Annotated in this window: 26 protein-coding genes; 12 read left to right on the plus strand and 14 right to left on the minus strand. The window is 46.8% G+C overall.

Going from position 1 to position 23655, the window contains the following annotated elements; genetic code table 11:
- Positions 1-100: 100 nt before the first annotated feature.
- From U2H13_RS15000 to U2H13_RS15015, 4 genes are all read right to left on the minus strand, one after another.
- Positions 101-1759: an alpha-glucosidase gene (locus U2H13_RS15000; protein ID WP_103526670.1), complete on the minus strand. Its 1659-nt coding sequence runs from the start codon at positions 1757-1759 to the stop codon at positions 101-103.
- A gap of 89 nt (positions 1760-1848) precedes the next feature.
- On the minus strand, positions 1849-3138 hold the full coding sequence (locus U2H13_RS15005; protein ID WP_103526669.1) for a hemolysin family protein: 1290 nt from the start codon (positions 3136-3138) through the stop codon (positions 1849-1851).
- 42 nt (positions 3139-3180) lie between these two features.
- Entirely contained in the window at positions 3181-3858 is a 678-nt protein-coding gene (locus tag U2H13_RS15010) for a zinc metallopeptidase (protein ID WP_003152125.1), read from the minus strand.
- 46 nt (positions 3859-3904) lie between these two features.
- Positions 3905-4168: a hypothetical protein gene (locus U2H13_RS15015; protein ID WP_014305698.1), complete on the minus strand. Its 264-nt coding sequence runs from the start codon at positions 4166-4168 to the stop codon at positions 3905-3907.
- 132 nt (positions 4169-4300) lie between these two features.
- Between U2H13_RS15015 and U2H13_RS15020 the strand changes: the two genes are divergently transcribed.
- The gene (locus U2H13_RS15020; RefSeq protein ID WP_003152123.1) at positions 4301-4555 is read left to right on the plus strand and encodes a protein mistic; all 255 of its coding nucleotides are present in this window, start codon (positions 4301-4303) and stop codon (positions 4553-4555) included.
- Positions 4552-5538 (plus strand): TrkA family potassium uptake protein, encoded by a 987-nt coding sequence (locus tag U2H13_RS15025; protein WP_121984666.1) that lies wholly within the window; start codon positions 4552-4554, stop codon positions 5536-5538. Before U2H13_RS15020 ends, U2H13_RS15025 begins: the two co-directional genes overlap by 4 nt.
- Here U2H13_RS15025 and U2H13_RS15030 read toward each other — a convergent pair.
- From U2H13_RS15030 to U2H13_RS15040, 3 genes are all read right to left on the minus strand, one after another.
- Positions 5535-5939, minus strand: coding sequence for a YugN-like family protein (locus U2H13_RS15030; RefSeq protein ID WP_015418088.1), 405 nt, complete (start codon positions 5937-5939; stop codon positions 5535-5537). The genes U2H13_RS15025 and U2H13_RS15030 overlap by 4 nt on opposite strands.
- A gap of 22 nt (positions 5940-5961) precedes the next feature.
- Positions 5962-6315, minus strand: a complete 354-nt coding sequence (locus U2H13_RS15035) for a transporter (protein WP_233662470.1) — start codon at positions 6313-6315, stop codon at positions 5962-5964.
- A gap of 65 nt (positions 6316-6380) precedes the next feature.
- Positions 6381-7733 (minus strand): glucose-6-phosphate isomerase, encoded by a 1353-nt coding sequence (locus tag U2H13_RS15040; protein WP_007408647.1) that lies wholly within the window; start codon positions 7731-7733, stop codon positions 6381-6383.
- A 397-nt stretch (positions 7734-8130) separates the two neighbouring features.
- Here U2H13_RS15040 and U2H13_RS15045 point away from each other — a divergent pair, with 397 nt between their 5' ends.
- The gene (locus tag U2H13_RS15045) at positions 8131-8697 is read left to right on the plus strand and encodes an NADPH-dependent FMN reductase (protein WP_017419407.1); all 567 of its coding nucleotides are present in this window, start codon (positions 8131-8133) and stop codon (positions 8695-8697) included.
- 124 nt (positions 8698-8821) lie between these two features.
- The gene (gene ycaC, locus U2H13_RS15050; RefSeq protein ID WP_014418745.1) at positions 8822-9466 is read left to right on the plus strand and encodes an isochorismate family cysteine hydrolase YcaC; all 645 of its coding nucleotides are present in this window, start codon (positions 8822-8824) and stop codon (positions 9464-9466) included.
- Between the two features lie 205 nt (positions 9467-9671).
- Here the strand turns inward: ycaC and U2H13_RS15055 are convergent, their stop codons facing one another.
- Complete coding sequence (locus tag U2H13_RS15055; protein ID WP_003152109.1) at positions 9672-10844, minus strand: iron-containing alcohol dehydrogenase; 1173 nt, start codon at positions 10842-10844, stop codon at positions 9672-9674.
- Positions 10845-10930: 86 nt separating this feature from the next.
- A complete protein-coding gene (locus U2H13_RS15060; RefSeq protein WP_014418746.1) occupies positions 10931-12094 on the minus strand; it encodes an iron-containing alcohol dehydrogenase in 1164 nt (387 codons plus the stop codon).
- A 230-nt stretch (positions 12095-12324) separates the two neighbouring features.
- On the opposite strand from U2H13_RS15060, the gene U2H13_RS15065 reads away from it, so the two are divergent.
- Entirely contained in the window at positions 12325-12561 is a 237-nt protein-coding gene (locus tag U2H13_RS15065; RefSeq protein WP_003152104.1) for a DUF378 domain-containing protein, read from the plus strand.
- A gap of 47 nt (positions 12562-12608) precedes the next feature.
- On the opposite strand, the gene yugI is transcribed toward U2H13_RS15065, so the two are convergent.
- The 3 genes from yugI to U2H13_RS15080 form a co-directional block, all read right to left on the minus strand.
- The gene (gene yugI, locus U2H13_RS15070; protein WP_007408653.1) at positions 12609-13001 is read right to left on the minus strand and encodes a S1 domain-containing post-transcriptional regulator GSP13; all 393 of its coding nucleotides are present in this window, start codon (positions 12999-13001) and stop codon (positions 12609-12611) included.
- A gap of 196 nt (positions 13002-13197) precedes the next feature.
- Entirely contained in the window at positions 13198-14367 is a 1170-nt protein-coding gene (locus U2H13_RS15075; protein ID WP_061862525.1) for an aminotransferase, read from the minus strand.
- Positions 14368-14868 (minus strand): Lrp/AsnC family transcriptional regulator, encoded by a 501-nt coding sequence (locus U2H13_RS15080; protein ID WP_003152098.1) that lies wholly within the window; start codon positions 14866-14868, stop codon positions 14368-14370.
- A 152-nt stretch (positions 14869-15020) separates the two neighbouring features.
- On the opposite strand from U2H13_RS15080, the gene U2H13_RS15085 reads away from it, so the two are divergent.
- Complete coding sequence (locus U2H13_RS15085) at positions 15021-15842, plus strand: alpha/beta fold hydrolase (protein WP_021495356.1); 822 nt, start codon at positions 15021-15023, stop codon at positions 15840-15842.
- Between the two features lie 24 nt (positions 15843-15866).
- Here the strand turns inward: U2H13_RS15085 and U2H13_RS15090 are convergent, their stop codons facing one another.
- The gene (locus U2H13_RS15090) at positions 15867-16127 is read right to left on the minus strand and encodes a DUF1871 family protein (protein WP_014418748.1); all 261 of its coding nucleotides are present in this window, start codon (positions 16125-16127) and stop codon (positions 15867-15869) included.
- An 86-nt stretch (positions 16128-16213) separates the two neighbouring features.
- Between U2H13_RS15090 and U2H13_RS15095 the strand changes: the two genes are divergently transcribed.
- The 3 genes from U2H13_RS15095 (at position 16214) to U2H13_RS15105 (ending at position 19217) form a co-directional block, all read left to right on the plus strand.
- Positions 16214-17377: a MalY/PatB family protein gene (locus U2H13_RS15095; protein ID WP_121984665.1), complete on the plus strand. Its 1164-nt coding sequence runs from the start codon at positions 16214-16216 to the stop codon at positions 17375-17377.
- Between the two features lie 122 nt (positions 17378-17499).
- Positions 17500-18783: a HAMP domain-containing sensor histidine kinase gene (locus U2H13_RS15100; RefSeq protein WP_022553702.1), complete on the plus strand. Its 1284-nt coding sequence runs from the start codon at positions 17500-17502 to the stop codon at positions 18781-18783.
- A gap of 47 nt (positions 18784-18830) precedes the next feature.
- Positions 18831-19217 (plus strand): kinase-associated lipoprotein B, encoded by a 387-nt coding sequence (locus U2H13_RS15105; RefSeq protein ID WP_376700522.1) that lies wholly within the window; start codon positions 18831-18833, stop codon positions 19215-19217.
- A 24-nt stretch (positions 19218-19241) separates the two neighbouring features.
- On the opposite strand, the gene kapD is transcribed toward U2H13_RS15105, so the two are convergent.
- Entirely contained in the window at positions 19242-19859 is a 618-nt protein-coding gene (gene kapD / locus U2H13_RS15110) for a 3'-5' exonuclease KapD (RefSeq protein WP_003152084.1), read from the minus strand.
- Between the two features lie 150 nt (positions 19860-20009).
- Between kapD and U2H13_RS15115 the strand changes: the two genes are divergently transcribed.
- The 3 genes from U2H13_RS15115 to U2H13_RS15125 all read left to right on the plus strand — a co-directional run bounded on the left by U2H13_RS15115 (position 20010) and on the right by U2H13_RS15125 (position 23653).
- Complete coding sequence (locus tag U2H13_RS15115) at positions 20010-21254, plus strand: multidrug efflux MFS transporter (protein ID WP_014418752.1); 1245 nt, start codon at positions 20010-20012, stop codon at positions 21252-21254.
- Positions 21255-21343: 89 nt separating this feature from the next.
- Positions 21344-23218, plus strand: coding sequence for a transglycosylase domain-containing protein (locus U2H13_RS15120; RefSeq protein WP_014418753.1), 1875 nt, complete (start codon positions 21344-21346; stop codon positions 23216-23218).
- A gap of 21 nt (positions 23219-23239) precedes the next feature.
- Entirely contained in the window at positions 23240-23653 is a 414-nt protein-coding gene (locus U2H13_RS15125) for a thiol-disulfide oxidoreductase DCC family protein (RefSeq protein ID WP_014305710.1), read from the plus strand.
- The last annotated feature ends 2 nt before the right edge of the window (positions 23654-23655 follow it).

The following is a 23655-nucleotide window of genomic DNA, read 5'->3' on the forward strand; positions in this document are numbered from 1 at the left end:
CTCTTCCTTTCCCATATTCGTTTCTGTATTTGTCTTTTCCTGTCGGATCGCGATGATAAACGCAGATCACAAAAAACTTCAGCCTCGGGACTGAAGTTTTTCACCATATATATACGCGAACCTCATAAGGCTTTAAGAGGAAGGATGTCACATGGCGGTGTGCTTCTGTTTCCGCGTTTGCAAGCACGAGAGAATCGGAGTCAAGCGGATAACCGGGATGCCTGTATAAAGCGGGGGTTCGGGACAGATTTGTGATGATCAGGGCGGTTTTTGTTCCGTTTTTTCTTAGATAGGCATAAATCTGCCGGTCATTCGGAAGCAGCAATTCATATGTGCCGCTGATCAATACGCCGTGTTCTTTTCTGAGGGCGAGCAGCCGTCTGTAGAAATGGTATACGGATGTTTCATCCTGCAATTGTGATGCAGCGTTCAGCCATGTGTGATTCGGATTCACTCCGAGCCACGGAGAAGCATCAGAAAACCCGCCGTTCGCCTCATCGCTCCATTGCATCGGTGTCCGTGAATTATCCCGGCCCTTCTTCCAAATGATCTTCATCACTTGTTCATGCGGAACGCCGCGGGACGTCTCTTTTTCATACAAATATTTCATTGCGGCGTCATCATAATCTTCAATGGATGGAAACGAAACATTGGTCATTCCGAGCTCCTGCCCCTGGTAAATAAACGGCGTGCCTTTCATCAGCATATACATCGCGGCGAGTGCCTTGGCGCTTTCTGTCAAAAACCGTTCGTCACCCCATACCGAGACGGAACGGGGCTGGTCGTGATTTTCCATAAATAACGCATTCCAGCCCTTTCCTTCAAGGCTGTTCTGCCAATCGGACAAGACGCGCTTAAGCGCCGGAATGGAGATGCTTTGATTATCTTCCGTATCCCAGAGGCCGAGATGTTCAAATTGAAAAATCATTTGAAAGACGCCGTTTTCTTCACCGGCCCAATCAGCCGCCTCCCAAGCCGCCACTCCGTTCGCCTCGCCGACCGTCATGATCGGATAGCGCGAAAATGTTTCCCGCTTCAGCTCTTTCAAGAGATCCATTATGCCTTCCCCATTCATATGATACGGGAAAGACGGGACGTACGGGAGACCGTCCGGGTTCGGCATATCAGGGAGCCCTTCTTTTTTCTTAATGTGAGAAATGGCATCCACCCGGAAGCCGTCTATGCCTTTATCAAGCCACCAGCGGACCATCTCATAAACGGACTGCCTCATCGCTTCGTTTTCCCAATTTAAATCAGGCTGTTTTTTGTCAAACAGGTGCAGGTAATACTGGCCGGTCTCTTGATCATATTCCCACGCTGATCCGCCGAAAATGCTTTCCCAATTATTCGGCTCTTTGCCGTTTTTTCCGTCTCTCCAGATGTACCAGTCCCGTTTTTCGGAATCTTTCGCTGAGCGTGATTCGATAAACCAAGGGTGCTCATCGCTTGTATGGTTGATGACAAGGTCTATAATCAGCTTCATGCCGAGCGCATGGACATCCGCAAGGAGCCTGTCAAAATCCTCCATCGTCCCGAATTCGCCGGCAATTTGTTTATAATTCCGAATATCGTAGCCGTTGTCCGCGCCCGGCGAGTCAAAAACGGGACAAAGCCAGATCACATCCGCCCCCAACTCTTTTATGTAATGAAGCTTTGCTCTGATGCCGTTCATGTCGCCGATTCCGTCCCCGTTCGAATCCATAAAGCTTCGGGGATAAATTTGATAGACGGCCGCCGTTTTCCACCAATCCGTTTTCATATCGACACTCCTTTCTTTACAGCATATGAAGGAGCGGGACGAAGAAGCATTTTTTCCATAAAAAAAGCCTCATTGCAAAAGCAGGAGGCTCAGAAATCAGTTTTTTTAATTTCAACGAAGCGGATATGATGGTCTTCCGCTTCCAGCACCTTAAATTCACACCCTTCGGCATGAAACACATCACCATTTTTCAGCTCCATTTTTTGTGTTAAGAGCCAGCCGGCAATCGTGTCAATGTCTTCATTTTCGATGGCGATATCAAGGAGATCATTCACCTCTTCTATGAGCGCCTTGCCGTCCATCACATAATGGTGTTCGCCTTTTTTGACGATGTGGGGCATTTCATCCTGGTCATATTCATCACGGATTTCCCCGACGATTTCCTCCAATATGTCTTCGACGGTCACAAGTCCCGCCGTGCCGCCGTATTCGTCAACGAGAATCGCCATATGAATCCGCTCCTTCTGCATGCGGAGCAAAAGCTCCTGAACAGGGATGCTTTCAATGACTCTGATGACCGGGCGCATCATTTCTTTTAATTCAATGGAGCGGCCGAGAAAATACGCTTTAAATAAATCCTTATTGTTAATAATGCCGAGAATGTGATCTTTGTCTTCCTTAATAACCGGATATCGCGTATACCGTTCGTTGATGATCAAATGTATGGCTTCATCAACTGACTGTTCAAGCGAGATGGCGGCGATTTCGGTGCGCGGCACCATGATTTCTCTGGCGACCCGGTTATCGAATTCAAATATTTTATTGACGTAACGGAATTCAGATTGATTGATTTGACCTTTTTTATAGCTTTCGGACAAAATCAGCCGCAATTCTTCTTCACTGACCACGACCTCATGTTCTTTCACCGAATGAAAACCGAACAGCTTGACCAAAAATCCGGCTGAGCCGTTTAACAGCTTAATAAACGGGTACATCACTTTATAAAACAGAATGAGCGGTTTCGCCGTCCACAGACTGACGGCTTCGGCTTTTTGAATGGATATCGTTTTCGGCGCAAGCTCTCCGATGACGACGTGCAGATACGTGACGGCGATAAACGCCGCAATAAACGTGACGACGTGCGTAATAGATGACGGCATTCCGATCAGGCTGAAAACAGGATGAAGAAGCCGCTGAATCGTCGGTTCACCGAGCCAGCCGAGTCCGAGCGCCGTAATCGTAATGCCGAGCTGGCACGCTGATAAATATTCATCGAGATTTGAAATCACCCTGTGCGCCGCGAGTGCCCGGCTGTCTCCGGTTTCAACCAGCTCCGCGATTTTTGAACCGCGGATTTTGACAATCGCAAATTCCGCAGCGACAAAGATGGCCGTTAATCCGATTAACAGCATAATGAGAATCAGTTTTAATATAAGCAAAAAAACCCCTACCGCAAACGGTAAGGGGCCACCTCCTTCGTGTTAATTCTCATCACGACCATTTAAGAAAATCATCACAAAACGAAGCAGCTCGAATAATGAAACGAGCGCCGCAGCCACATACGTCAGCGCGGCGGCGTTCAGCACTTTATTCACGCCGTGTTCTTCACTGTTGCGAATGAATCCTTCCGACACGATAATCCGCTTCGCCCTCGCGCTGGCATTAAACTCGACAGGCAGTGTGACAAGCTGGAAAAAAACAGCGGCCGAAAACAAAATAATGCCGAGTCCGATTAAGTTCAAGCTGCCCAGGAGCATCCCGCCCAAGAAAAGCAGAGGGGCAACCCCGGAGGCAAAATTGACGACCGGAAAAATTTTGTGCCTCAGCACAAGCGCGCCGTATGATTCCTGATGCTGCAAAGCATGTCCGACTTCATGGGAAGCGACGGAAATGGCGGAAATGGAGCGGCCGTAATATACCGGCTCAGATAAACGCACCACCCGCTCCGTCGGGTCGTAATGGTCTGTTAAAGTGCCTCTTACCGGTTCTACCGGCACATCATATAAACCGTTAATATCAAGAATCCGTCTTGCCGTTTCCGCCCCCGTCCGCTGACTGGAAGCTTCCACGTCTGAGTATTTCTGAAAATTGCTTTTCACTTTAAATTGTGCCCAAAACGACAATCCCAATGCAGCAATTGTTAAAAAGATAAACAGCATATTATCCTCTTCCTTTTTCTCTTATATCGTACGATCTGCTTATATATTATTTTAATGATTGCCCGCTTTCCTGTACAGAAATCCGCTTCTTTTTTCTGACAGGAATCAATCCTCCGAGCATGATGAGGATACACCCGGCCATTCCGATGTAAAACGGAAACGTGCCTGCGGTCTCTTTTGCAAAAACAAGCCATGAAAATCCGCCGGACATGTGATTGTATCCATTCAAATCGAAAATAAGCAATACGGCCGCCGAAGCGAGCAGCTGCGCTCCGGCCAGCGCCGCCAGCAGTTTTTGAATGACCGTCATTTGACTCACCCTTTTTCGGTCCGCTTTCTTTATCATATGAAAAAATAAGGGTGAATATGTTTTCGGCGAATTTTGAAAGACATCAAACGAACTGGGACATACTGTATAAAAAAAGATACAGGTGTGATCGACATGAAAGTGACAAATGGCGAGAAAGAACAGCTGAGCAATGCGATAGACAGAATGAACGAAGGGCTTGACGCCTTCATCCAGCTCTATAATGAATCGGAAAACGACGAACCTCTCATTCAGTTTGAAGATGAGACGGCCGATTTAATCAGACATGCGCGTGACTCATACGGCCAGGAACAGCTGGACGAAAAACTAAATACCATTATTAAGCAGATTTTATCCATCTCTCTGTCGAAAGAAGAGCCGGACGAATGAAATCAAACCGTATATTTATTTCCTGGCTGAGATGGCCGTTATATGTTCGGATCGGACTGATCATTATCGCCTTGATCTTATTGTTCGGCCAACTCATTTACATGCTCGAACCGAAGCAATTCACGTCTGTGTTTGAAGGGGTTTGGTGGGCGGTTATTACGGTGGCCACAGTCGGCTACGGCGATTACGTTCCGCAGACGCCGCTCGGGCAGATTGCCGGCATGGTGCTTGTATTAAGCGGAGCGAGTTTTGTGACCGCCTATTTCGCCACGCTTTCTTCAGCCGTATTCAGCAAACAGCACCGCTATGTCGAAGGGAAGGTCGCTTTTAAAGGCAAGGGGCACGTCATTCTTATCGGATGGAATGAGAAATCGCATATGCTGCTGAAAGAACTGCAGCACATCGCGCCGTCAAAAACTGTCGTCCTGATTGATGATTCATTAAGGGAAGGGCCGCTTATTGAAAACGTCCATTTCATCCGCGGACATGCCGCTGATGACAGTACGCTCAATAAGGCGAATGTTACGGAAGCCGATACCGTCATTCTGACAGCGGATCAGCAGAAAAATGAATCCGAAGCTGATATGCTGTCGGTATTAACGCTTCTCGCCATCAAAGGGCTGCATCCGTCCGTTTATTGTATCGTAGAAATTTTAACGGAACGGTATGTCAAAAACGCCGAGCGCGCAGGAGCCAATAAGATTCTGTGCACATCACGGCTGTCGAGCCGGGTGATGTTTGAGCATTACCGGGTCAAGCTGCAGCTTGCCAAACCGCAAACGCTGTCAGATCTGACGCTGGAGAAAAAGGTTCGCATCATTCCCGTTCCCGGGGAATTAAAGGGCTCATCTTATCATGACTGTGCGCTCTATTATCTCAAACGGAATACCACGATCATCGGCATACAAAAAGAAGAGGGGCCGATGCTGACCCCTCCCCTGACATACAAGGTGCTCGATACTGATCTGTTTTTGGCTCTTTAATGCAGCAGGACGTCTTCCAGCTCTTTCACAAGCGAGATGCCGATATCTGTATATGAGCGGTCAATTGCCGCATCCCGCCGTTTCGGCTCGGAGAATTGGTTGAATAATGACTCAAAAACACCGCCGCCTGCGTGATCATCCGTTTCCTGCTGATAGACGTGCCTCAGCAAAAAGGGTGTGCCGATTGTAACGGCGGCCCCCCGTTCATCCAGGTGTCCCTTATTTGCTTCAACAGGGATGCGGAGAAATAAATAGCCGTCCTGATCGGAAATTTTGTAATCAAAGAACCCGCGGTCATACTCCCAGCCGCCTCCGATGGTATAACCGATCGGTTTCAGCACCTGTTCCAATTCGCGGAGTAAAAACGATTGCCCTTCAAGTGAAGATGGAATGCTGATCATGTGCATATGCTCCTTTTTGTCTTTAGCGTCCCCGCTCTGCGGCATCTTCATACGGCGCCCGGGAAGAATCGGGAGCGGCAGACAGACGCCGGAAAGAGATAACGGCGCATTCAATCAGAACATACGTCACAATTGCGGAGAGAACGGCTTCCGTTGAAATATAGAAAACGGCGGCATAGAGACAGCACTTCGTGATCAGCGTATGCATCCGGCCAATCTTCAGTTTCAGCCGGACCATGTCCGTAAACAAGCCGAGAGGGAAAGCGAAAAACAGGATGGTTTGTAAGAGGGATTCAGGAGACAGTTTTAGTGCCGAATAGACAATAACGGCGGAACAGACGGAAATGACGGCATGCTTACATAAGAGTCGTATCATTCATCAACACACCTTTCACGGTTTAAAAAAGGCTGACCCGTCATGCTGAGGGCCAGCCCTTCTTTTTATTTTTCAAGGCGTTTTTCAAGCTCTGCTTTTTTCTCTTCAAAGCCCGGTTTGCCGAGAAGCGCGAACATATTCACCTTATAGGCTTCAACACCCGGCTGATCAAACGGGTTGACTCCGAGCAGATAACCGCTCATCGCCACCGCTTTTTCAAAGAAATAGACGAGATATCCAAATGTATATGCATTAAGCTCCGGAATGTTGACAATTAAGTTCGGCACTTTTCCGTCTGTATGGGCAAGCATCGTGCCTTCGAACGCTTTTTTGTTGACGAAATCGACCGTTTTTCCGGCTAAGTAATTTAAGCCGTCGAGATCATTTTCCGCTTCTTCAATTGTCAGCTCATGCTTCGGTTTTTCAACGTTTAATACAGTTTCAAACAGATCGCGTCTGCCTTCCTGCACGTATTGACCGAGAGAGTGAAGGTCTGTTGAGAAGTTAGCGGAAGAAGGATAGATGCCTTTTTCATCTTTTCCTTCACTTTCGCCGAAGAGCTGCTTCCACCATTCCGCAAAGTATTGCAGCGCAGGCTCATAGTTGATAAGCATTTCAATGGTTCTTCCTTTATTATACAGAACGTTGCGGACGACGGCGTATTGGTAAGCCGCGTTCTCTTCTAATTCCGAGCTGGAAAAGTCTTTGCTTGCATCAAGAGCGCCTTTCATCATTTCATCGATATCAGCCCCGCTTACCGCAATCGGCAGAAGGCCTACCGCAGTCAGAACGGAGAAACGTCCGCCGACATCATCAGGAATAACGAATGATTCGAAGCCTTCTTCATTAGAAAGCGTTTTTAAAGCGCCGCGCTCTTTATCTGTCGTCGCGTAAATCCGCGCTTTCGCTTCTTCTTTTCCGTATTTTTCTTCAAGAAGTTTGCGGAAAATCCGGAAAGCGATTGCAGGTTCCGTCGTCGTGCCTGATTTAGAAATGACATTGATAGAGAAATCAGCGTCTTCTAAAAGATCCATAACATCTTTCATATAAGTTGAGCTGATATTGTTGCCGATAAAGATAACTTGAGGGTTTTTGCGCTTGTCTTTCGGCAGAACATTATAGAAAGAATGATTGAGCGCTTCAATCGCCGCGCGGGCGCCTAAGTATGAACCGCCGATACCCACGACGAGAAGCACGTCTGAATCTGATTTGATTTTTTCAGCGCTTTTTTTAATGCGCGCGAATTCTTCTTTATCGTAGTTTTCAGGGAGGTCCACCCATCCTAAAAAGTCGCTTCCGGCGCCTGTTTTTTCATGGATATTATGGTGTGCCGTTTTTACGAAATCACGTGCGTATGTAAGTTCATGTTCATTGAAAAAAGGTAACGCTCTTGAGTAATCAAAGCGTACATGCGTCATTTGCTTGTCCCTCCATCACGGTGAATTGTTTTCTCTTTCACTTTATATGAACTCACCCGCTAAATCAAGTCATGAAGAAGGCCGGATGAATACGGGATTTGCGCTAAAGATGCGTTCATTTTTTATACAATATCCCGGATTCGATATGGTTATATTTGTAATAATCGTGAGAGGGGTAACGAATCGAATGTTGATGATCCAGGAACGTATCACCTTTACTTTGGAGCAGGATGACATCCATCGCCAATCCCGATGGGCCGGTTCTTTTTATATAGTACTCCTCTTGAGAGGCTGCCGCGCAGTCATATTAAGGCATAAATGTCCATTTTTAAAAATAGTGTCTATATTTGGGGTATCGTGTTAAGATGAAAGTGATTTTAAACCGGGAGGTGATTTTATGACTAAAACCATTGGTCTTATTTGCGGAAGTTTACGAAAAAACTCGTATAATCGAGCAATTGCTCAATCATTGTTTGACTTCGATAATGCGGCTCAATTTCGTTGGGTTGAAATAGACAATCTTCCTTTTTTTAACGAAGATTTAGAAATTGCCGGAGCACCAGACTCCGTAACATCCTTTAGAGCTGATATACAAGACGTTGACGGCGTCATCATTGTAAGTCCAGAGTACAATTCCGGAATTCCGGGGGTATTAAAAAACGCATTGGACTGGGCATCGAGACCGCGGACCTCTTCTGTTTTAAACAGAAAACCGGTTGGCTTAATCGGCGCAACCCCCGGAGGGTTCGGTACTGCCTTTGGTCAAACGCAAATGAGAGAAGTACTCGAAGCTATGCAAGTCAATGTTTTGCCATTTCAAAAAATGCTGATTTCGCAAGTCCATGAGAAAATTGATTCCGCTCAAAACATACTTACGGATGAACAAACAAAACGTTATCTTCAACGCTATTTACAACAGTTCATCCATTGGATTGATCATGCTCCGGTTCCCGTTCCAGATTAATTGAAGGATCATCACCCTCACGAAAAGTCACCTCAGAAATAACTTTCTATCTATACAGCATATGAATAGATTTACCGTTTTCAATTCACAAACTTACTTGCCTTAATTCAAGGAGGATTATAAAATGTCTGATCTTTATTCCCGTCTTTCAAAAGATGATGCTGCCGTGCTTTTAGTTGACCATCAAACCGGCCTTATTTCCGGTCTCGTGCGTGACTATGGCGTTGATGAATTTAAAAACAATGTATTGGCTCTCGGTGATACGGCTAAATTCTTTGATTTACCGGTTATTTTAACAACCAGCTTTGAAAACGGACCCAACGGACCGCTCATGCAAGAACTCGTTGATCTCTTTCCTGATGCGCCAAAAATAGCCCGTCCCGGACAAATTAATGCATGGGACAATGAAGACTTTGTTAAAGCCATTGAAGCGACTGGCAAAAAACAGCTGATTATCGCGGGGGTGGTAACAGACGTCTGCGTTGCTTTTCCTGCGCTTTCTGCCATTAAAGCAGGCTACGAAGTGTTTGTTGTGACAGATGCTTCGGGGACGTTTAATAAGCAAGTAGCAGATGCATCACTAACCCGTATGGCTCATGGCGGCGCGCAGCTTATGAACTGGTTCAGCGTAGCATGCGAGCTTCAGCGTGATTGGCGCAACGATGTTGAAGGTTTTGGCGCATTAATCTCCAGTCATCTTCCCGGTTATCAAAACTTAATGGGAAGCTATATGGGGGCTCAGCGGGACCTTAGTACACAAAATGCATAAAAGGAGCGCTGATTGAATCAGCGCCCCTTTTTTAAATTCGCGGCTCTTCATGATTTAGATTTTGTGTAAATAGATGATCGGCAATCGCAAAGTTAATTGATCCTTTTCTGCTAAATGTACAGAAACAGGGAGTCAAATCCGCAGCATGTGATTGCATCTGCAGCTTGAAAATCTATTTCATCTTCACCCCGGCCGGGAATGTATCTTACAGTGACGCCTTTAAGATGGCAAGTACGTCATCTTTGTTCAGTTTTTGGAAATTGCCGAATCCGCCGTATTCCATTTCTTTTGCGGCGATGTCTGCGATCAGCTCAAGCTTGTCTTCACCGATGTCATAATCCGCAAGGCGGGACGGTGCACCGAGGCTTGTCCAGAACGCGGACAATTTATCGATCCCTTCAAGCGCAATTTCTTTATCCGTTTTGCCTTCAGTATCAATGTCAAACATGTTGAGCATGAGGTTTTTAAAACGGTCTACATTTGTATCCAGCGTGTATCTCATCCAGTTCGGGAACAGAATCGCAAGTCCTCCCGCGTGAGGGATGTCATACACCGCTGATACGGCGTGCTCCATCGTATGGGAAGCCCAATCGCCGAAATAGCCCATTTGCAGCGTGCCGTTTAATGCGATCGTACCCGCGTATAAAATCGTTTCACGGTGCTTATAGTTCTCAAGGTCTTCCAAAAGTTTCGGCGCTGTTTCAATTACCGTCTGAAGGACCGCAAAACACATTCTGTCCTGAAGCGGCGTGTTTTCAACATTGTGGAAGTATTGTTCAAATACGTGGCTCATCATATCCACCATGCCGTATACGGTTTGGTTTTCCGGAACGCTGAAAGTATTCTCAGGATCTAAAATGGAGAAACGCGGATGAGTGACATTGCTGCCCCATACGAATTTTTCGTTTGTTTCCCAATTTGTGATAACGGAATCAGGGTTCATTTCAGAGCCTGTCGCCGCAAGCGTCAGCACCGTGCCGAACGGGAGTGCGTCCTGCGCCGTTACTTTTTTGCTGTAAATGTCCCATGCGTCGCCGTCATATTTCGCACCGGCCGCAATCGCTTTTGTACAGTCGATGACACTTCCGCCGCCGACTGCGAGAAGGAAATCAATCTCATGCTGTCTGCACAGCTCAATTCCTTTATTTACCGTTTCCAGACGCGGGTTCGGTTCAACGCCCGCAAGCTCATGAACGGTTGCGCCTTCTTCTTTTAAGATGCCTGTTACTTGGTCATACAGGCCGTTTCGCTTAATGCTGCCGCCTCCGTAAACAAGCAGCACGTTTTTCCCGTATTGCTTCAGCTCTTTTTTCAATTGGTCGATTTGACCTTTTCCGAAAATCAGTTTCGTCGGATTGTAGTACGTAAAGTTCTCCATTTATCATGACCTCCAAAAAAATCGTAAGGGAATTACTATAACACAGAAAAAAAGGAGCTGCCAATCCGGCCGCCCCCTTTATGTTATTACAATGATGCTTTCAGTATCGCAAGCACGTCTTCTTTCTGCAGTGACTTGAACTGTCCGAATGCTCCGTTTGCCATCGCTTTATCTGCAATCGTATCCAGCTTCTCATCAGAAATATCATAATCAGCGAGTCTGTTCGGAGCGCCGAGGCTCGTCCAGAAATCAGACAGCTTGCTGATTCCTTCAAGTGCGATCTCTTCATCTGATCTGCCTGTCTCGTCAATATCGAAGACACGGACGGCAAGCTGTTTAAAGCGGGCCGGATTTTCTTTGAGCACATGTCTCATCCAGTTCGGGAACAGAATCGCTAAACCTCCGGCGTGCGGTATATCATAAACCGCTGATACCGCATGCTCGATGTTGTGTGTGGCCCAATCCCCTCTTGCGCCCATTGACAGCATTCCGTTTAATGCGATCGTGCCTGTATATAAAATCGTCTCACGAAGCTCGTAGTTCTCCAGATCATTGATCAGCTTCGGCGCTGTTTCAATCACCGTGCGCAGAAGCGATTCACACATCCGGTCCTGATACGGCGTGTTTGACGTGTGGTGGAAATATTGTTCAAACACATGGCTCATCATATCGACCATGCCGTAAATGGTGTGGTCTTTCGGAACGGTAAATGTGTTTACCGGATCGAGAATAGAGAATTTAGGGTAAACGAGCGGGCTCCCCCATCCGTATTTCTCTTGTGTCTCCCAGTTTGTGATGACTGATCCGGAGTTCATCTCTGAACCGGTTGCCGCAAGTGTCAGCACTGTTCCGAACGGCAGCGCTTCTTTCGGCTGGTGTTTTTTCGTGACGATATCCCACGCGTCGCCGTCATATTTAGCGCCAGCCGCGATGGCTTTCGTGCAGTCAATGACACTTCCGCCGCCGACGGCCAATAAGAAATCGATGCTGTTTTCTTTACAGAGCGCAACACCTTTGTTCACCGTTGAGACACGCGGATTCGGCTCTACGCCTGCCAATTCATGTACGGTAACTCCTGCTTTTTTCAGCAGTTCGGTTACTTGATCATAAAGACCGCTGCGCTTAATGCTGCCGCCCCCGTATACGAGCAGTACGTTCTTTCCGTACGGCTTGATTTCTTCAGGAAGTTTTTCGACCTCTCCCTTTCCGAAAATCAATTTGGTCGGATTCCAATATGTAAAGTTTTGCATGACATCTCCTCCTTTGGATTTATATTATGCAGAAAGATGACATTCAATGTAAAGCAATCCGCTTTTTTGACGGCACATCACACGGTTTACAGACAGCGGCTTCCCGGGAAAGGCACTTGTACAGCTTGAGACAGTGTGTGATTTACACGGCGGAGAATGTAGTATGCATAGATTCTTTGCTTTGTCACAATCTATAACTGTTTCACGAATTCATAGAGGAGGTTGTTTACATGAGTGTTATTCAGCGTATCTGTCTCGTATTAACGATTATCGGCGCTATTAACTGGGGACTGATCGGATTTTTCCAATTTGATTTAGTAGCAGCCATCTTCGGCGGCCAAGGATCAGCTCTGTCGCGGATTATTTACGGTCTTGTCGGCATCGCCGGTCTGATCAATCTCGGCCTGCTGTTTAAGCCGAACGAAGAAACATCCCGCGAGGAAGCGGCAAATCCGGAAGTCAGATAAACATAAAAAAAGCACCGAACATACATATCCGGTGCTTTTTTTGATGATTATTTTTTGATAAGGTCTTTGCGGTTGGACTGTTCAATCCACTCTTCAAGCTTATCTTTCAATGTGTTGAAACCTTGCGGAGCAGATGTTTCTTCAGAAGCTTGAGCCGCTTTCGGTTTTCTTGGTTTGCTTTCTTTTCTTTCAGGCGCCGCTTGAGTCGCACGGATAGAAAGGCTGATTTTGCCTTTTTCTTCGTCAACCGCAAGTACTTTTACTTGTACTTCGTCACCGATAGAAAGGTGTTCGTTAATGTCTTTTACGAAACCGTGAGTGACTTCAGAAATGTGAACAAGTCCTTGAGTTTCTTCATCTAATGCAACAAACGCACCATACGCTTGTAATCCTGTTACTTTACCAGTGTAAACACTGCCCACTTCAAATTTTGCTGCCATTCATAACAACTCCTAAGTTAAATTAAATACAGATTATACGCAATTTAAAATTATATCATACAAGTTTGTTTTTCGCAAAGAGAACTTTTTCACATGATCATGTTTAAGCACAGAAAAATGGGGGTATACTATGATTACGAAGGCTTTCTAGTATTCCCCCCTTTTATTTGGATGCGAACCGGGTTCGTATCTTTTTTTATGCCCTTTTTTCAACAAACCGTTTGATTCTGACGAGCGCTTCCTGAATCTGCTCAATGGATGTCGCATAGGAACATCTGATGTAGCCTTCGCCGCTCGGGCCGAATACATCCCCCGGAACGACGGCTACTTTTTCCTCAATGAGCAGCTGTTCCGCGAATTCTTCTGAACTCATGCCGGTCGACTGAATGGAAGGAAAGGCGTAAAATGCTCCGCCGGGGTGGTGGCAGCCGAGTCCGATTTCGTTCAATGTCTCCACAATCAGGTTTCGGCGTCTCCGATAGCTTTTCTTCATTCTTTCGACGTCTTCCTGGCCGTTTTTCAGCCCTTCAAGCGCCGCGTACTGAGCCATGGAAGGCGCGCACATCATCGCGTGCTGATGAATTTTGAGCATGGCATCCCTGATCACGGGAGGCGCCGCCGTAAATCCGAGTCTCCACCCCGTCATGGCAAATGCTTTGGAGAAGCCGGAAATAAGAACCGTGCGTTCCTTCATGCCGCGGATGGCCCCCATGCTCGTGAATGGCTCATCATACGTCAGCTCGGCATAAATTTCATCGGCAAGCACAATCAAGTCGTGTTTTTCAGCGAAAGCAGCGATGGATTCAAGCTCTTCTTTCGAATAGACAGAACCTGTCGGATTTGACGGCGAACATAGAAGCAGCGCTTTTGTTTTGTCCGTCAGGGCTGCTTCAAAATCGGCTGCTGATGCTTTAAAACCTTTTGCAGCGACAGTCTGAATCGGCACCGGCTTCGCCCCCGTCAGGGTCACGAGTGATTCATATGCGACAAAACACGGTTCGGGAATTAACATTTCCTCCCCGGGATTCATAATGGCGCGGACAGCGAGATCAAGCGCCTGGCTTGCCCCTACCGTAACGATCAGTTCACTGTCAGGCGAATAACTCAGGCCGAACCGCTGATCTAAGTAGCGGCTGATTTCTTCTCTCAGTTCATAAAGACCCGCATTTGCCGTATAAGCCGTATAACCCTGTTCTAAAGAAAGAATACTCGCTTCCCTCACGTTCCAGGCCGTCACAAAGTCAGGCTCTCCCACTCCCAATGAAATGACGCCTTCCATCGTAGCAGCCAGATCAAAGAATTTGCGGATGCCTGACGGTTTAATCTGCTGCACGTAGTCAGATAAATAAGAAGTCTTCGTTTCCATTTACGGAGACACCACGATTCTTTTGTCATCGTCTCCGCTTTCAAAGACTTTGCCGTCATGCTTATATTTTTTCAGGATAAAGTGCGTCGTCGTGGAAACGACGGACTCAAGGGTGGACAATTTTTCAGACACGAAGCTTGCCACGTCTGACATCGTGTTGCCGCGAATAACGACAGATAAGTCATACACCCCTGACATCAGGTACACTGATTCAACTTCCTGGAATCTGTATATCCGCTCAGCGACTTCATCAAAGCCGACATTTCGTTTCGGAGTGACTTTTACGTCAATCATCGCCGTGACGCCTTCCAAACCGTCGACTTTGCGCCAGTCGATCATCGCCGCATAATCAATGATGACTTTTTCCTTTTCAAGCTTTTCAATGATGCTTTTGACTTCTTCAGCGGGAATGTTTGCCATTTTCGCAATCGTTTCCGCATCAACGCGGCTGTTTTCGTCTAAAATTTCTAATATTTCTGTTTCTTTTTCGGTCAGCTTCATACGTTTCACACCTTTGCATTATCAAAAATCTTCATGACATTATATCACGATTTTCGACAAATGCTAAGAAAAACCCGAAAGAAACCAGAGCTAAAATCTGACAATCAAAAAAGACTTTACATTACAACAAAGAAAGGACGGCGAAGGCTCTCATGGAAGCTGTTTCACCGATTAAACGGGCCGCGATAGACGGAGTTGAGCTGTATTACGAGCATTATGAAAATCCCGGCAGACAGACACTCGTCTGCGTACACGGTTTTTTATCTTCGGCATTCAGCTTCAGAAAACTGATCCCGCTGCTCAGAAACCATTATGATATTATCGCCGTTGACCTGCCTCCTTTCGGGCAATCGGAAAAGTCACGGACTTTCGTATATACTTACGCAAACCTCGCCAAGCTTCTGATCGGACTTCTGGAAAAGCTCGGTATCAGCCGGGCCGCACTCATCGGCCATTCAATGGGCGGCCAGATTTCCTTATCCGCGTCTCTTCTCAGACCCGAGCTTTTTTCTAAAATCGTCCTGCTGTGCAGCTCGGGGTATTTAAAGCGCTCGCACCCGTCGATTATATTCGGGACGCATCTCCCTTGTTTTGACCTGTATCTTAAGTATTGGCTTTCAAAAGACGGCGTGCTGAACAACCTGTTAAATGTCGTTCACGACCGGACGCTTATCGATCAGGAAATGATTGACGGTTACGAAAAACCATTTACAGACCGCCAGATTTTCAAAGCGATGACAAGGTTTATCAGACACAGGGAGGGCGATTTAGAGCCCGAGGATTTGAAGAAAGTGCAAAACCCCGCTCTTTTAATCTGGGGAGAAGAAGACCGGGTCGTTCCGGTCTCAATCGGAAAACGGCTTCATGACGACCTGCCGGATTCCATTCTGTATTCACTCAAGGATACGGGGCACCTCGTACCCGAAGAGCGCCCGGAGTTTGTTTCGGAGCGGATTTTTGAATTTATTCAATAAAAAAACCGGCGGAACCGCCGGTTTTTAAGGGGTGCAGGAGCTGCTTTCTTTTATGGACAGAAGCTGCTCGGCGGCCTTTTGGCAGCCTTCGATCGGAAGCTTTTGCTCAAATGAAGCTTCAAAGATATCCTGAATGGCTGCTGCCAGCTTGTCGGCACGGTCTTCACTGTAGACGGCCTGAACGATGTCGACGGCTTCTGTCTCATAAAAATCTTCTCCATATTTAAACGGGTCCCACTTGGCAATGATTTTCATCATTTCCATGACCGCTTGGCTTTCTTCCATTTTCATCACCGCTTATAATAAAGTTTGCAATTCTATTTTATCATAGATACGCTGTGCAAAATAATGATACTACAGGAGTGACATACATGAACTTTGATCTTCGAGAAAACCGTCTTGGCACACAATCGGTGAAATGGGACAAGGCGGAAGCGTTATTCGGCGTATCGAATGCGCTTCCGATGTGGGTTGCCGATATGGATTTCCGCGCTCCCGAAGCGGTCACTGACGCCTTAAAAGCCCGCCTTGACCACGGCATATTCGGTTATACGTCTCCTGACGAAAACACAAGAGAAGCCGTCGCTTCATGGCTTGAGACGCGGCACGGCTACCGGCCCGATCCCGCAAGCATCGCGTTCAGTCCCGGTGTTGTCACGGCAATCAGCATGGCCGTACAAGCCTTTACCGAACCGGGCGATCCGGTGTTGATTCAATCACCGGTGTATACGCCTTTTTATCAGATGATCAAGGAAAACAAACGGCAGGTTTTACATAACCCATTACGGGAAGAAAACGGCGTCTACTGTATGGATTTTGAGGATCTTGAGAAAAAGCTGAACGATTCTGAGGTCAAGCTGATGATTCTTTGTAACCCCCACAATCCGTCCGGCAGAGCGTGGAGCCGGGATGAGCTTATGAAGCTCGGATCGCTGTGCGCCGCCCATAACGTCACCGTCGTTTCTGACGAGATACATTCCGACTTGATGCTGTACGGAAAGCCGCATACGCCTTTCGCTTCTCTGTCTGAGGAGTTTGCGCGGATTTCCGTTACTTGTGTCGCGCCGAGCAAGACGTTTAATATTGCCGGCATTCAGGCATCCGCCATTATCATTCCCGATCGTTATAAGCGGGCGAAATTCTCCGCCGCATTGCATCAGAACGGGATTTCCAGCCTCAACACATTTGCGGTTGCAGCAATTGAAGCGGCTTATACAAAGGGAGGCCCTTGGCTTGACGCGCTGATTCCTTACATTGAAGGGAATATGAAATTGGCTGAGGACTTTTTAAGACAAGAATTGCCGAAAGTCCGCATGATGAAGCCTGACGCTTCCTATTTGATCTGGATGGATTTCAGCGAGTACGGATTTTCGGATGCCGAGCTCAAAGAAAGAATGCTCAAAAAAGGGAAAATCATATTAGAGCCGGGAACAAAATACGGACCGGGCGGCGAAGGATTTATGAGACTTAATGTCGGCTGTTCAGCCGCTGCCGTAAAAGAAGGGCTTGAGAGAATGAAAGCAGCGCTCGCTTAGCAGCGGAAAGAACGCCTTTATCAGATGAGATAAGGGCGTTCGCTTTAGAGAAATATATACTTTTTTTTCCGGTAAAGATGTTATAATAGATTCATATTTACATAGGAAAGGATTTCGCATAAATGGAGATTGTAAAGGATTACCTGCTTCACTTCTCTTTTATTTTATTCCCTATTTTTCTTTATCAAGTCTTCTGGCTCAGCAAGCCCGATTTGCTTGTGCCGAGAGCGAACCGCCTGCTGGTCGCCGTATTTGCAGCGTCATCTTCCTTATTATGTACGGCTTTTCCCATCCAGGAGCTTCATTCCGTCCGTTACGGTTTGCAGCTGATTCCCATTATCGTCTGCCTGCTTTATTCCGGTACCGGCGCAGGACTTGCCGCAGGGGCGGCATCCGTTTTTTTTCAGCTCATATGGTTTGAACCTTCCGCTCTTTTTTTCTTATCCTTAATTCCTTTTTTAATCATCATCCCTATCCAGCTCCAAACGAAATGGCCTTTTTTTTCAAAGCGGAAGAAACTGCTTTTCGCTCTTCTCATCGGCTGCACTGAAACCGCCTTATTAACCGCATCTGTCTTCATCTATTCCGCGACCAATATTTTCAATTTTCAAAATCTACCTTCCGTTTATTATGAGGCGGCAGTATCTGTTTTTTTTCAAGTCAGCGCCCTTTTGCTGTGCATTTATTTGATTGAGATCATTGATGAGAATGCGTCCATGCGGGCAAGGCTGATTCACTCAGAAAAAATGGCCGTCGTCAGCGAGCTTGCGGCAAGCGTCGCCCATGAAGTCCGCAATCCGCTTACGGTCGTCAGAGGTTTTGTGCAGCTGCTGTTCAGCGGCGAGCAGCTTCAGGACAAATCCCACTCCGGATATCAGAAACTTGTGCTGTCCGAACTCGACCGGGCTCAGACGATCATTACGAATTATCTCGATATGGCGAAGCAGGATGACTATGAAAAAGAAAAGTTTGATATTTCTCTGCTCGTAAAGGAAACAGGTTCCTTAATGGAGTCTTATGCCCATTTTAAATCGGTGACCGTTACGGTTCGAAGCGAGCCTGATTTATATGTGTTCGGCGATGTAAAAAAACTGAAACAGGCCTTCATTAATCTGATTAAAAACAGTATTGAAGCCGTGCCCTCTGAAAACGGCCGAATCGAGGTCTCCGTCCAAAAACAGGAAGAGATGATTCTCATTCAGATTACGGATAACGGAATCGGCATGTCCGATGAAGAACTGCAGAAACTCGGCAAGCCGTATTATACGCTGAAAACGAACGGCACCGGGCTCGGGCTTACCGTGACATTCTCGATTATTCAGCATCATGAAGGCTCCGTCTGTTTCACCAGCGGCGAGCACTCGGGCACAACGGCCTCAGTCAGGCTTCCGGCAGCTGTTCACTAGCCAACCGCGTTGATCTTTTATAGAATAACTAGAGAGAGGTGAACGCTATGAATACGTTTGAAATCGGCACAATCGTAAAAGGGTTTTATAAAACAGGAGCATACATAGGGGAAGTGACAGACGTCAGGCCCAATCACTATTTAGTGAAAATTAAAGCCGTTCTGACGCATCCCGCTCAAGGAGATCTTCATCATCCGAAGCAGGCGGATGTTCCGTTTTTTCATGAAAGAAGAGCGCTTGCATTCGGGGAACAGACAAACATACAGCATCAGATGGTCAAACCGTTTGATGGCGAGGTGCCTGATTATACGGCTTCCTTACAAGCGGCGTCTGCCCGGCTGAAAGATCAGCTTACAGCGGACGGCTCAGAATGGGCGGAACGTTCGCTCGCCAACTTGGCCGCGTTAGAGCGTGACTATTTTAAAAGAACTTGACCCAGTCGGCATGATTGGGTTTTTTTATGTGGCCCGGCGAAACAGTTCAGTCAGATCGACGCGATCACCGATCGTCGGAGGTTTCGGTTTTTCAAGATATTGTTTATCCCGCTCGACAAGCTTGAATAATTTGTATGTCGTCCGCGCATCATCCAGCGCTTTATGATGCGTGCCCGTCCCTTTATCGCCATACTCTTCTGCCGCTTTCCAAAGGCCGGTCAATGTTCTGTCGCCGAAGAAGTTTTTGTATTCAAGGGACAGATCCCGAAGTTCTCCTTTGAACGGAAAAGGGATGTGGTTAAACATGCAATTTTGCTTTAACACTTTCATATCCATATTGCCCCAGGTGACGATCGTGCAGTTTTTATCAGGATCAAGCTCATTTAATTTGCGGATGAATTCATTAAACGTGATTCCGCCGTCCACGTCTTTTTGGGTGATGTTCAGAAAGGTTTTGCATCGTTTCGTCAGCTTCGGAAATTTTTTCGGTTTGATATAACTCGAAAACGTTTCAGTCACTTCATCATTCACCGTCTTGACAATCCCCGCTTCAATAATCTCGGGAAAGAAATTTTGCGGGCTGTATTTTCCGTCAGGCATCGTAAATTCAAAATCAATAATGAGCAGACTGCGCTGATCCACTTTTTTACACCTGCCTTTCCTCCGATCAAAAATGATATTTTATGATAGTATATCAGTTTCCCCTCTGAAACTTTCTTCATTTTCTAAAAATAATGAATTTTCCTATATCCGCATCGAAAATACAAATACCGGATTCATTCCTATATACTAATGATTAGATACACGAAAAGTAAAGAAGGTGATGTTATTTCTGTCCGTAAGAAGAACTTCGTCGTCATTTGGATTACAAATTTCTTTATTTCCGCCAGCATGACCATGATTGTTCCGTTTCTTTCGTTATATATCGAAACGATCAGCCCCCATTCGGGCGGGTATGTGCAGAGATGGAGCGGGTATGTGTTCGGCGTCACGTTTTTAATGGCATTTGTGATTTCCCCGTTTTGGGGAAGATTCGGCGATAAGCGCGGCTACAAAAAAATTCTCTTGATTACAGGAACCGGCATTGCCATCAGCATTTTATTGATGGGGTTTGTGACATCCGTTTATCAGCTGTTTGTCCTGCGGCTGCTTATGGGTCTAGTAACAGGCTTTGTTCCGACATCGCTTGCCATGATTTCGGCGCAGACGCCGAAAGAGACTGCCGGGAAGACGCTCGGCACGCTGCAGATGGGTCAGGTGTCAGGCACTTTATTCGGACCGATGCTGGGCGGGCTGCTCGCTGACAGCTTCGGGTTTACGTACACATTTTTTATTACGTCCTTTGTCATTTTCGCATCTGTGCTTCTCGTTTTATTTCAGGTGAATGAGCAGCCGCTCGGCGAGAAACAAAACAAGCGGAAAACCTATTCCAGAAAACAGGTGCTCTCCTATATTTTTCACCAGCCCGCGCTTTGGGCGATGATGGTGCTTACTATGATCGTGCAGACCGGCAATTTCAGCATTCAGCCGCTGCTCGCTTTATATGTCAATGAGCTGCACGGACCTGTTAATTTAGCTTTTTTCTCCGGAATGGCGTTTTCAGCGACCGGACTCGGAAGCTTATTGCTTGCCCGGAAATGGGGGGACTTCGGCGACCGCTTCGGCCACAGCCGGATCTTAATCGTGCTTTTGATTGCCTCAGCGGTGTTTTTCATTCCGCAGGCGCTCGCCTCCTCCCTCTCCATTCTGTTAGTCTTCAGATTTCTGTTCGGCATGGTCATGGGCGGCACGCTCCCCTGCATTACGGCCGCAATCCGCGTCAGGGCGCCGGGCAGCATCCAGGGAGAGGTGCTCGGCTATAACGTCAGCTTTCGTTTTCTCGGAAATGTGCTCGGCCCTCTGCTCGGAGGTGCGGTCTCGAGCGGTTTTTCCATTTCGGCTGCTTTCTACGTCACCGCCTTTCTCTTTTTAATAGGCGCGGGGCTTTTATGGATGGCGGGACATTTGCAAAAGGATACAGCGTCAAATGCGGGCTGACCGGCAGCGATCACGATTTCTTCTAAATTTAACCTTCTCGTATTCTTAAAAGAATGATACGATATGGCTAGAAATCAGGAGAAAAGAGAGTGACCATGGTACGTAAAATAATCGGATGGATTTTGCTGCTCGGCATTATCCCGTTGTTTGCATTTACAGTTATTGCTTCCGGCAAAGAGGTAAAACAAATCAAGCCTTTTGATCAGGTGCTCGATAAACATATTGATTTAAAAGCGATCAACCTGGTTCAAAACAGTTACATGTATGACAGGGACGGAAGCCTTGTTTCTGAGATTGTCAGCGATCATGAGAACCGCGTGATCGTGCCCTTTAATAAAATACCGAATGAGGTAAAACAGCTGTTTTTAACCTCTGAAGACCGTCATTTTTATGAGCATAAAGGGTTTGACTTTATGGGGATGGTCAGGGCGGCCGCCTCCAATTTCAAAGATCATAAAATTGATCAGGGCGCCAGCACCATCACCCAGCAGCTGGCAAGGAATGTGTATTTAAGCCATGAACGCACCTTCAGCCGAAAACTGACGGAGCTGGCCTATTCCTATCAGCTTGAGAAAAAATACAGCAAAGATGAGATTTTAGAAGGCTACTTAAATACGATTTATTTTAATAACGGCGTATACGGCGTCGGTTCGGCGGCGCAATTTTATTTCAGCAAGCCGCTGAAATCTCTCACTTTGGGAGAGATGGCCTTTATCTGCGCTATCCCTAATAACCCTACATTATATGATCCTCTCAAGCATTTTGATTATACGAAAAAACGACAAGTCAGATTGCTTAACGGATTGAAAAAAGCAGGCGTTATATCCGGGAAACAGCTAAAAAAAGCCGAAAAGGAAAAGATCAAGCTTGATATAAACGAAAAAACAAATAAATATCCTGACTATGTTTCCTATGTAAATGATGAATTCACACAGCTTGTTTCATCATCCGAAGGCTATGACAAACGTCTTGAAAAAGCTTCCGGAAAGGCGAAACAAAAAATACAGAGTGAGCTTTCCGACAGAGTCAGCACATTGTTAAAAGACGGCGTGAAGATTTATACGGCGCTGAATCCGTATATGCAAAACCAGGTCGTCGCCCAAGTGAATCAAAATCTGCCGTATGCAGGCGTCCAAGGCGGAGCGGCCGTGATTAATCATCAGACACATCAGATTATCGCGCTTTCAGGCGGGAAAGATTATCATAAATATGATTTCAACCGCGCCTATCAAGCATACAGACAGCCCGGTTCATCCATTAAGCCGCTGCTTGATTACGGACCTTACATTGAAAAGACCGGCGCAACGCCACACAGCAAGATTGACGCAAGCAAATTCTGCAGCGCGGATTACTGCCCGCAGAACTATAATAACCGCACGTACGGCACGGTCACGCTGGAAACGGCGTTTAAATACTCGTACAACACACCGGCCATCAGAATCATGGACCGCGTCGGCGTCAATAAGGCGTTCAGCTACCTTGAACCGTTTCATTTCGCGAAGCTGGTCAGCGCGGATTACCGTCTGCCTGCGGCGCTGGGCGGTTTTACAAACGGCATGACGCCGCTTGAAATGACCAATGCGTATACCACGTTCGGCAACAACGGCGTTTATACGCCGAGTCACGCGATTACAAAAGTGACTGATTTAAAAGGAAAAACGATATTAAAATGGAAAGATGAGCCGACGCAGGTATTCAGCGTGCGGACCAACATGCAGATCAAAGAAATGATGAAAGCCGTCGTCAAAAGCGGTACAGGAAAGAAAGCGAACTTTAAAGCTCCGTACGTCGGCGGAAAATCAGGAACGTCAAATGACTATCACGATATGTGGTTTGTCGGCCTGACGGACGCTTATACGATGGGGGTATGGGTCGGCAAGGATACACCGTCAAGCGTCGAATACCTTCATGACGCAAGCCCTCAGCTTTCGATCTGGAAAAACACGCTGCAGGCAGCTTACTAAAGATAACGGAGGGGATCCGCTTTGAAACCAGCTCAGCTTCCGGACCGCGTGCTTTTGTTTGACGGCGTCTGCAACTTATGCAGCGGCGCCGTTCAATTCATCATTAAACGCGATCCGGCCGGCAAAATCTCATTTGCTTCATTGCAATCAGATACCGCCCGGGAGCTTTTGGCATCAGAAGGACTTCCGACAGAACAATTTGACAGCATGATTTTTATCGAAAACGGGCGGATATACAAAAAATCCGCAGCCGTGTTAAAGGTTTCACGTCATCTCCGCGGAGCCTGGCGGCTGTCAGCGGTTTTTTTCGCAGTGCCCCGCCCCCTCAGGGACAGAGCCTATTCTTTCATCGCCCGGCGCCGTTACAAATGGTTCGGAAAAAGGGAAGCATGCATGCTCCCCTCCCCTGAGATCAAAAACAGATTTCTGTCTTAACA

It is taken from the genome of Bacillus sp. A1, from assembly GCF_042296235.1.
GTDB classification, from domain to species: domain Bacteria; phylum Bacillota; class Bacilli; order Bacillales; family Bacillaceae; genus Bacillus; species Bacillus velezensis.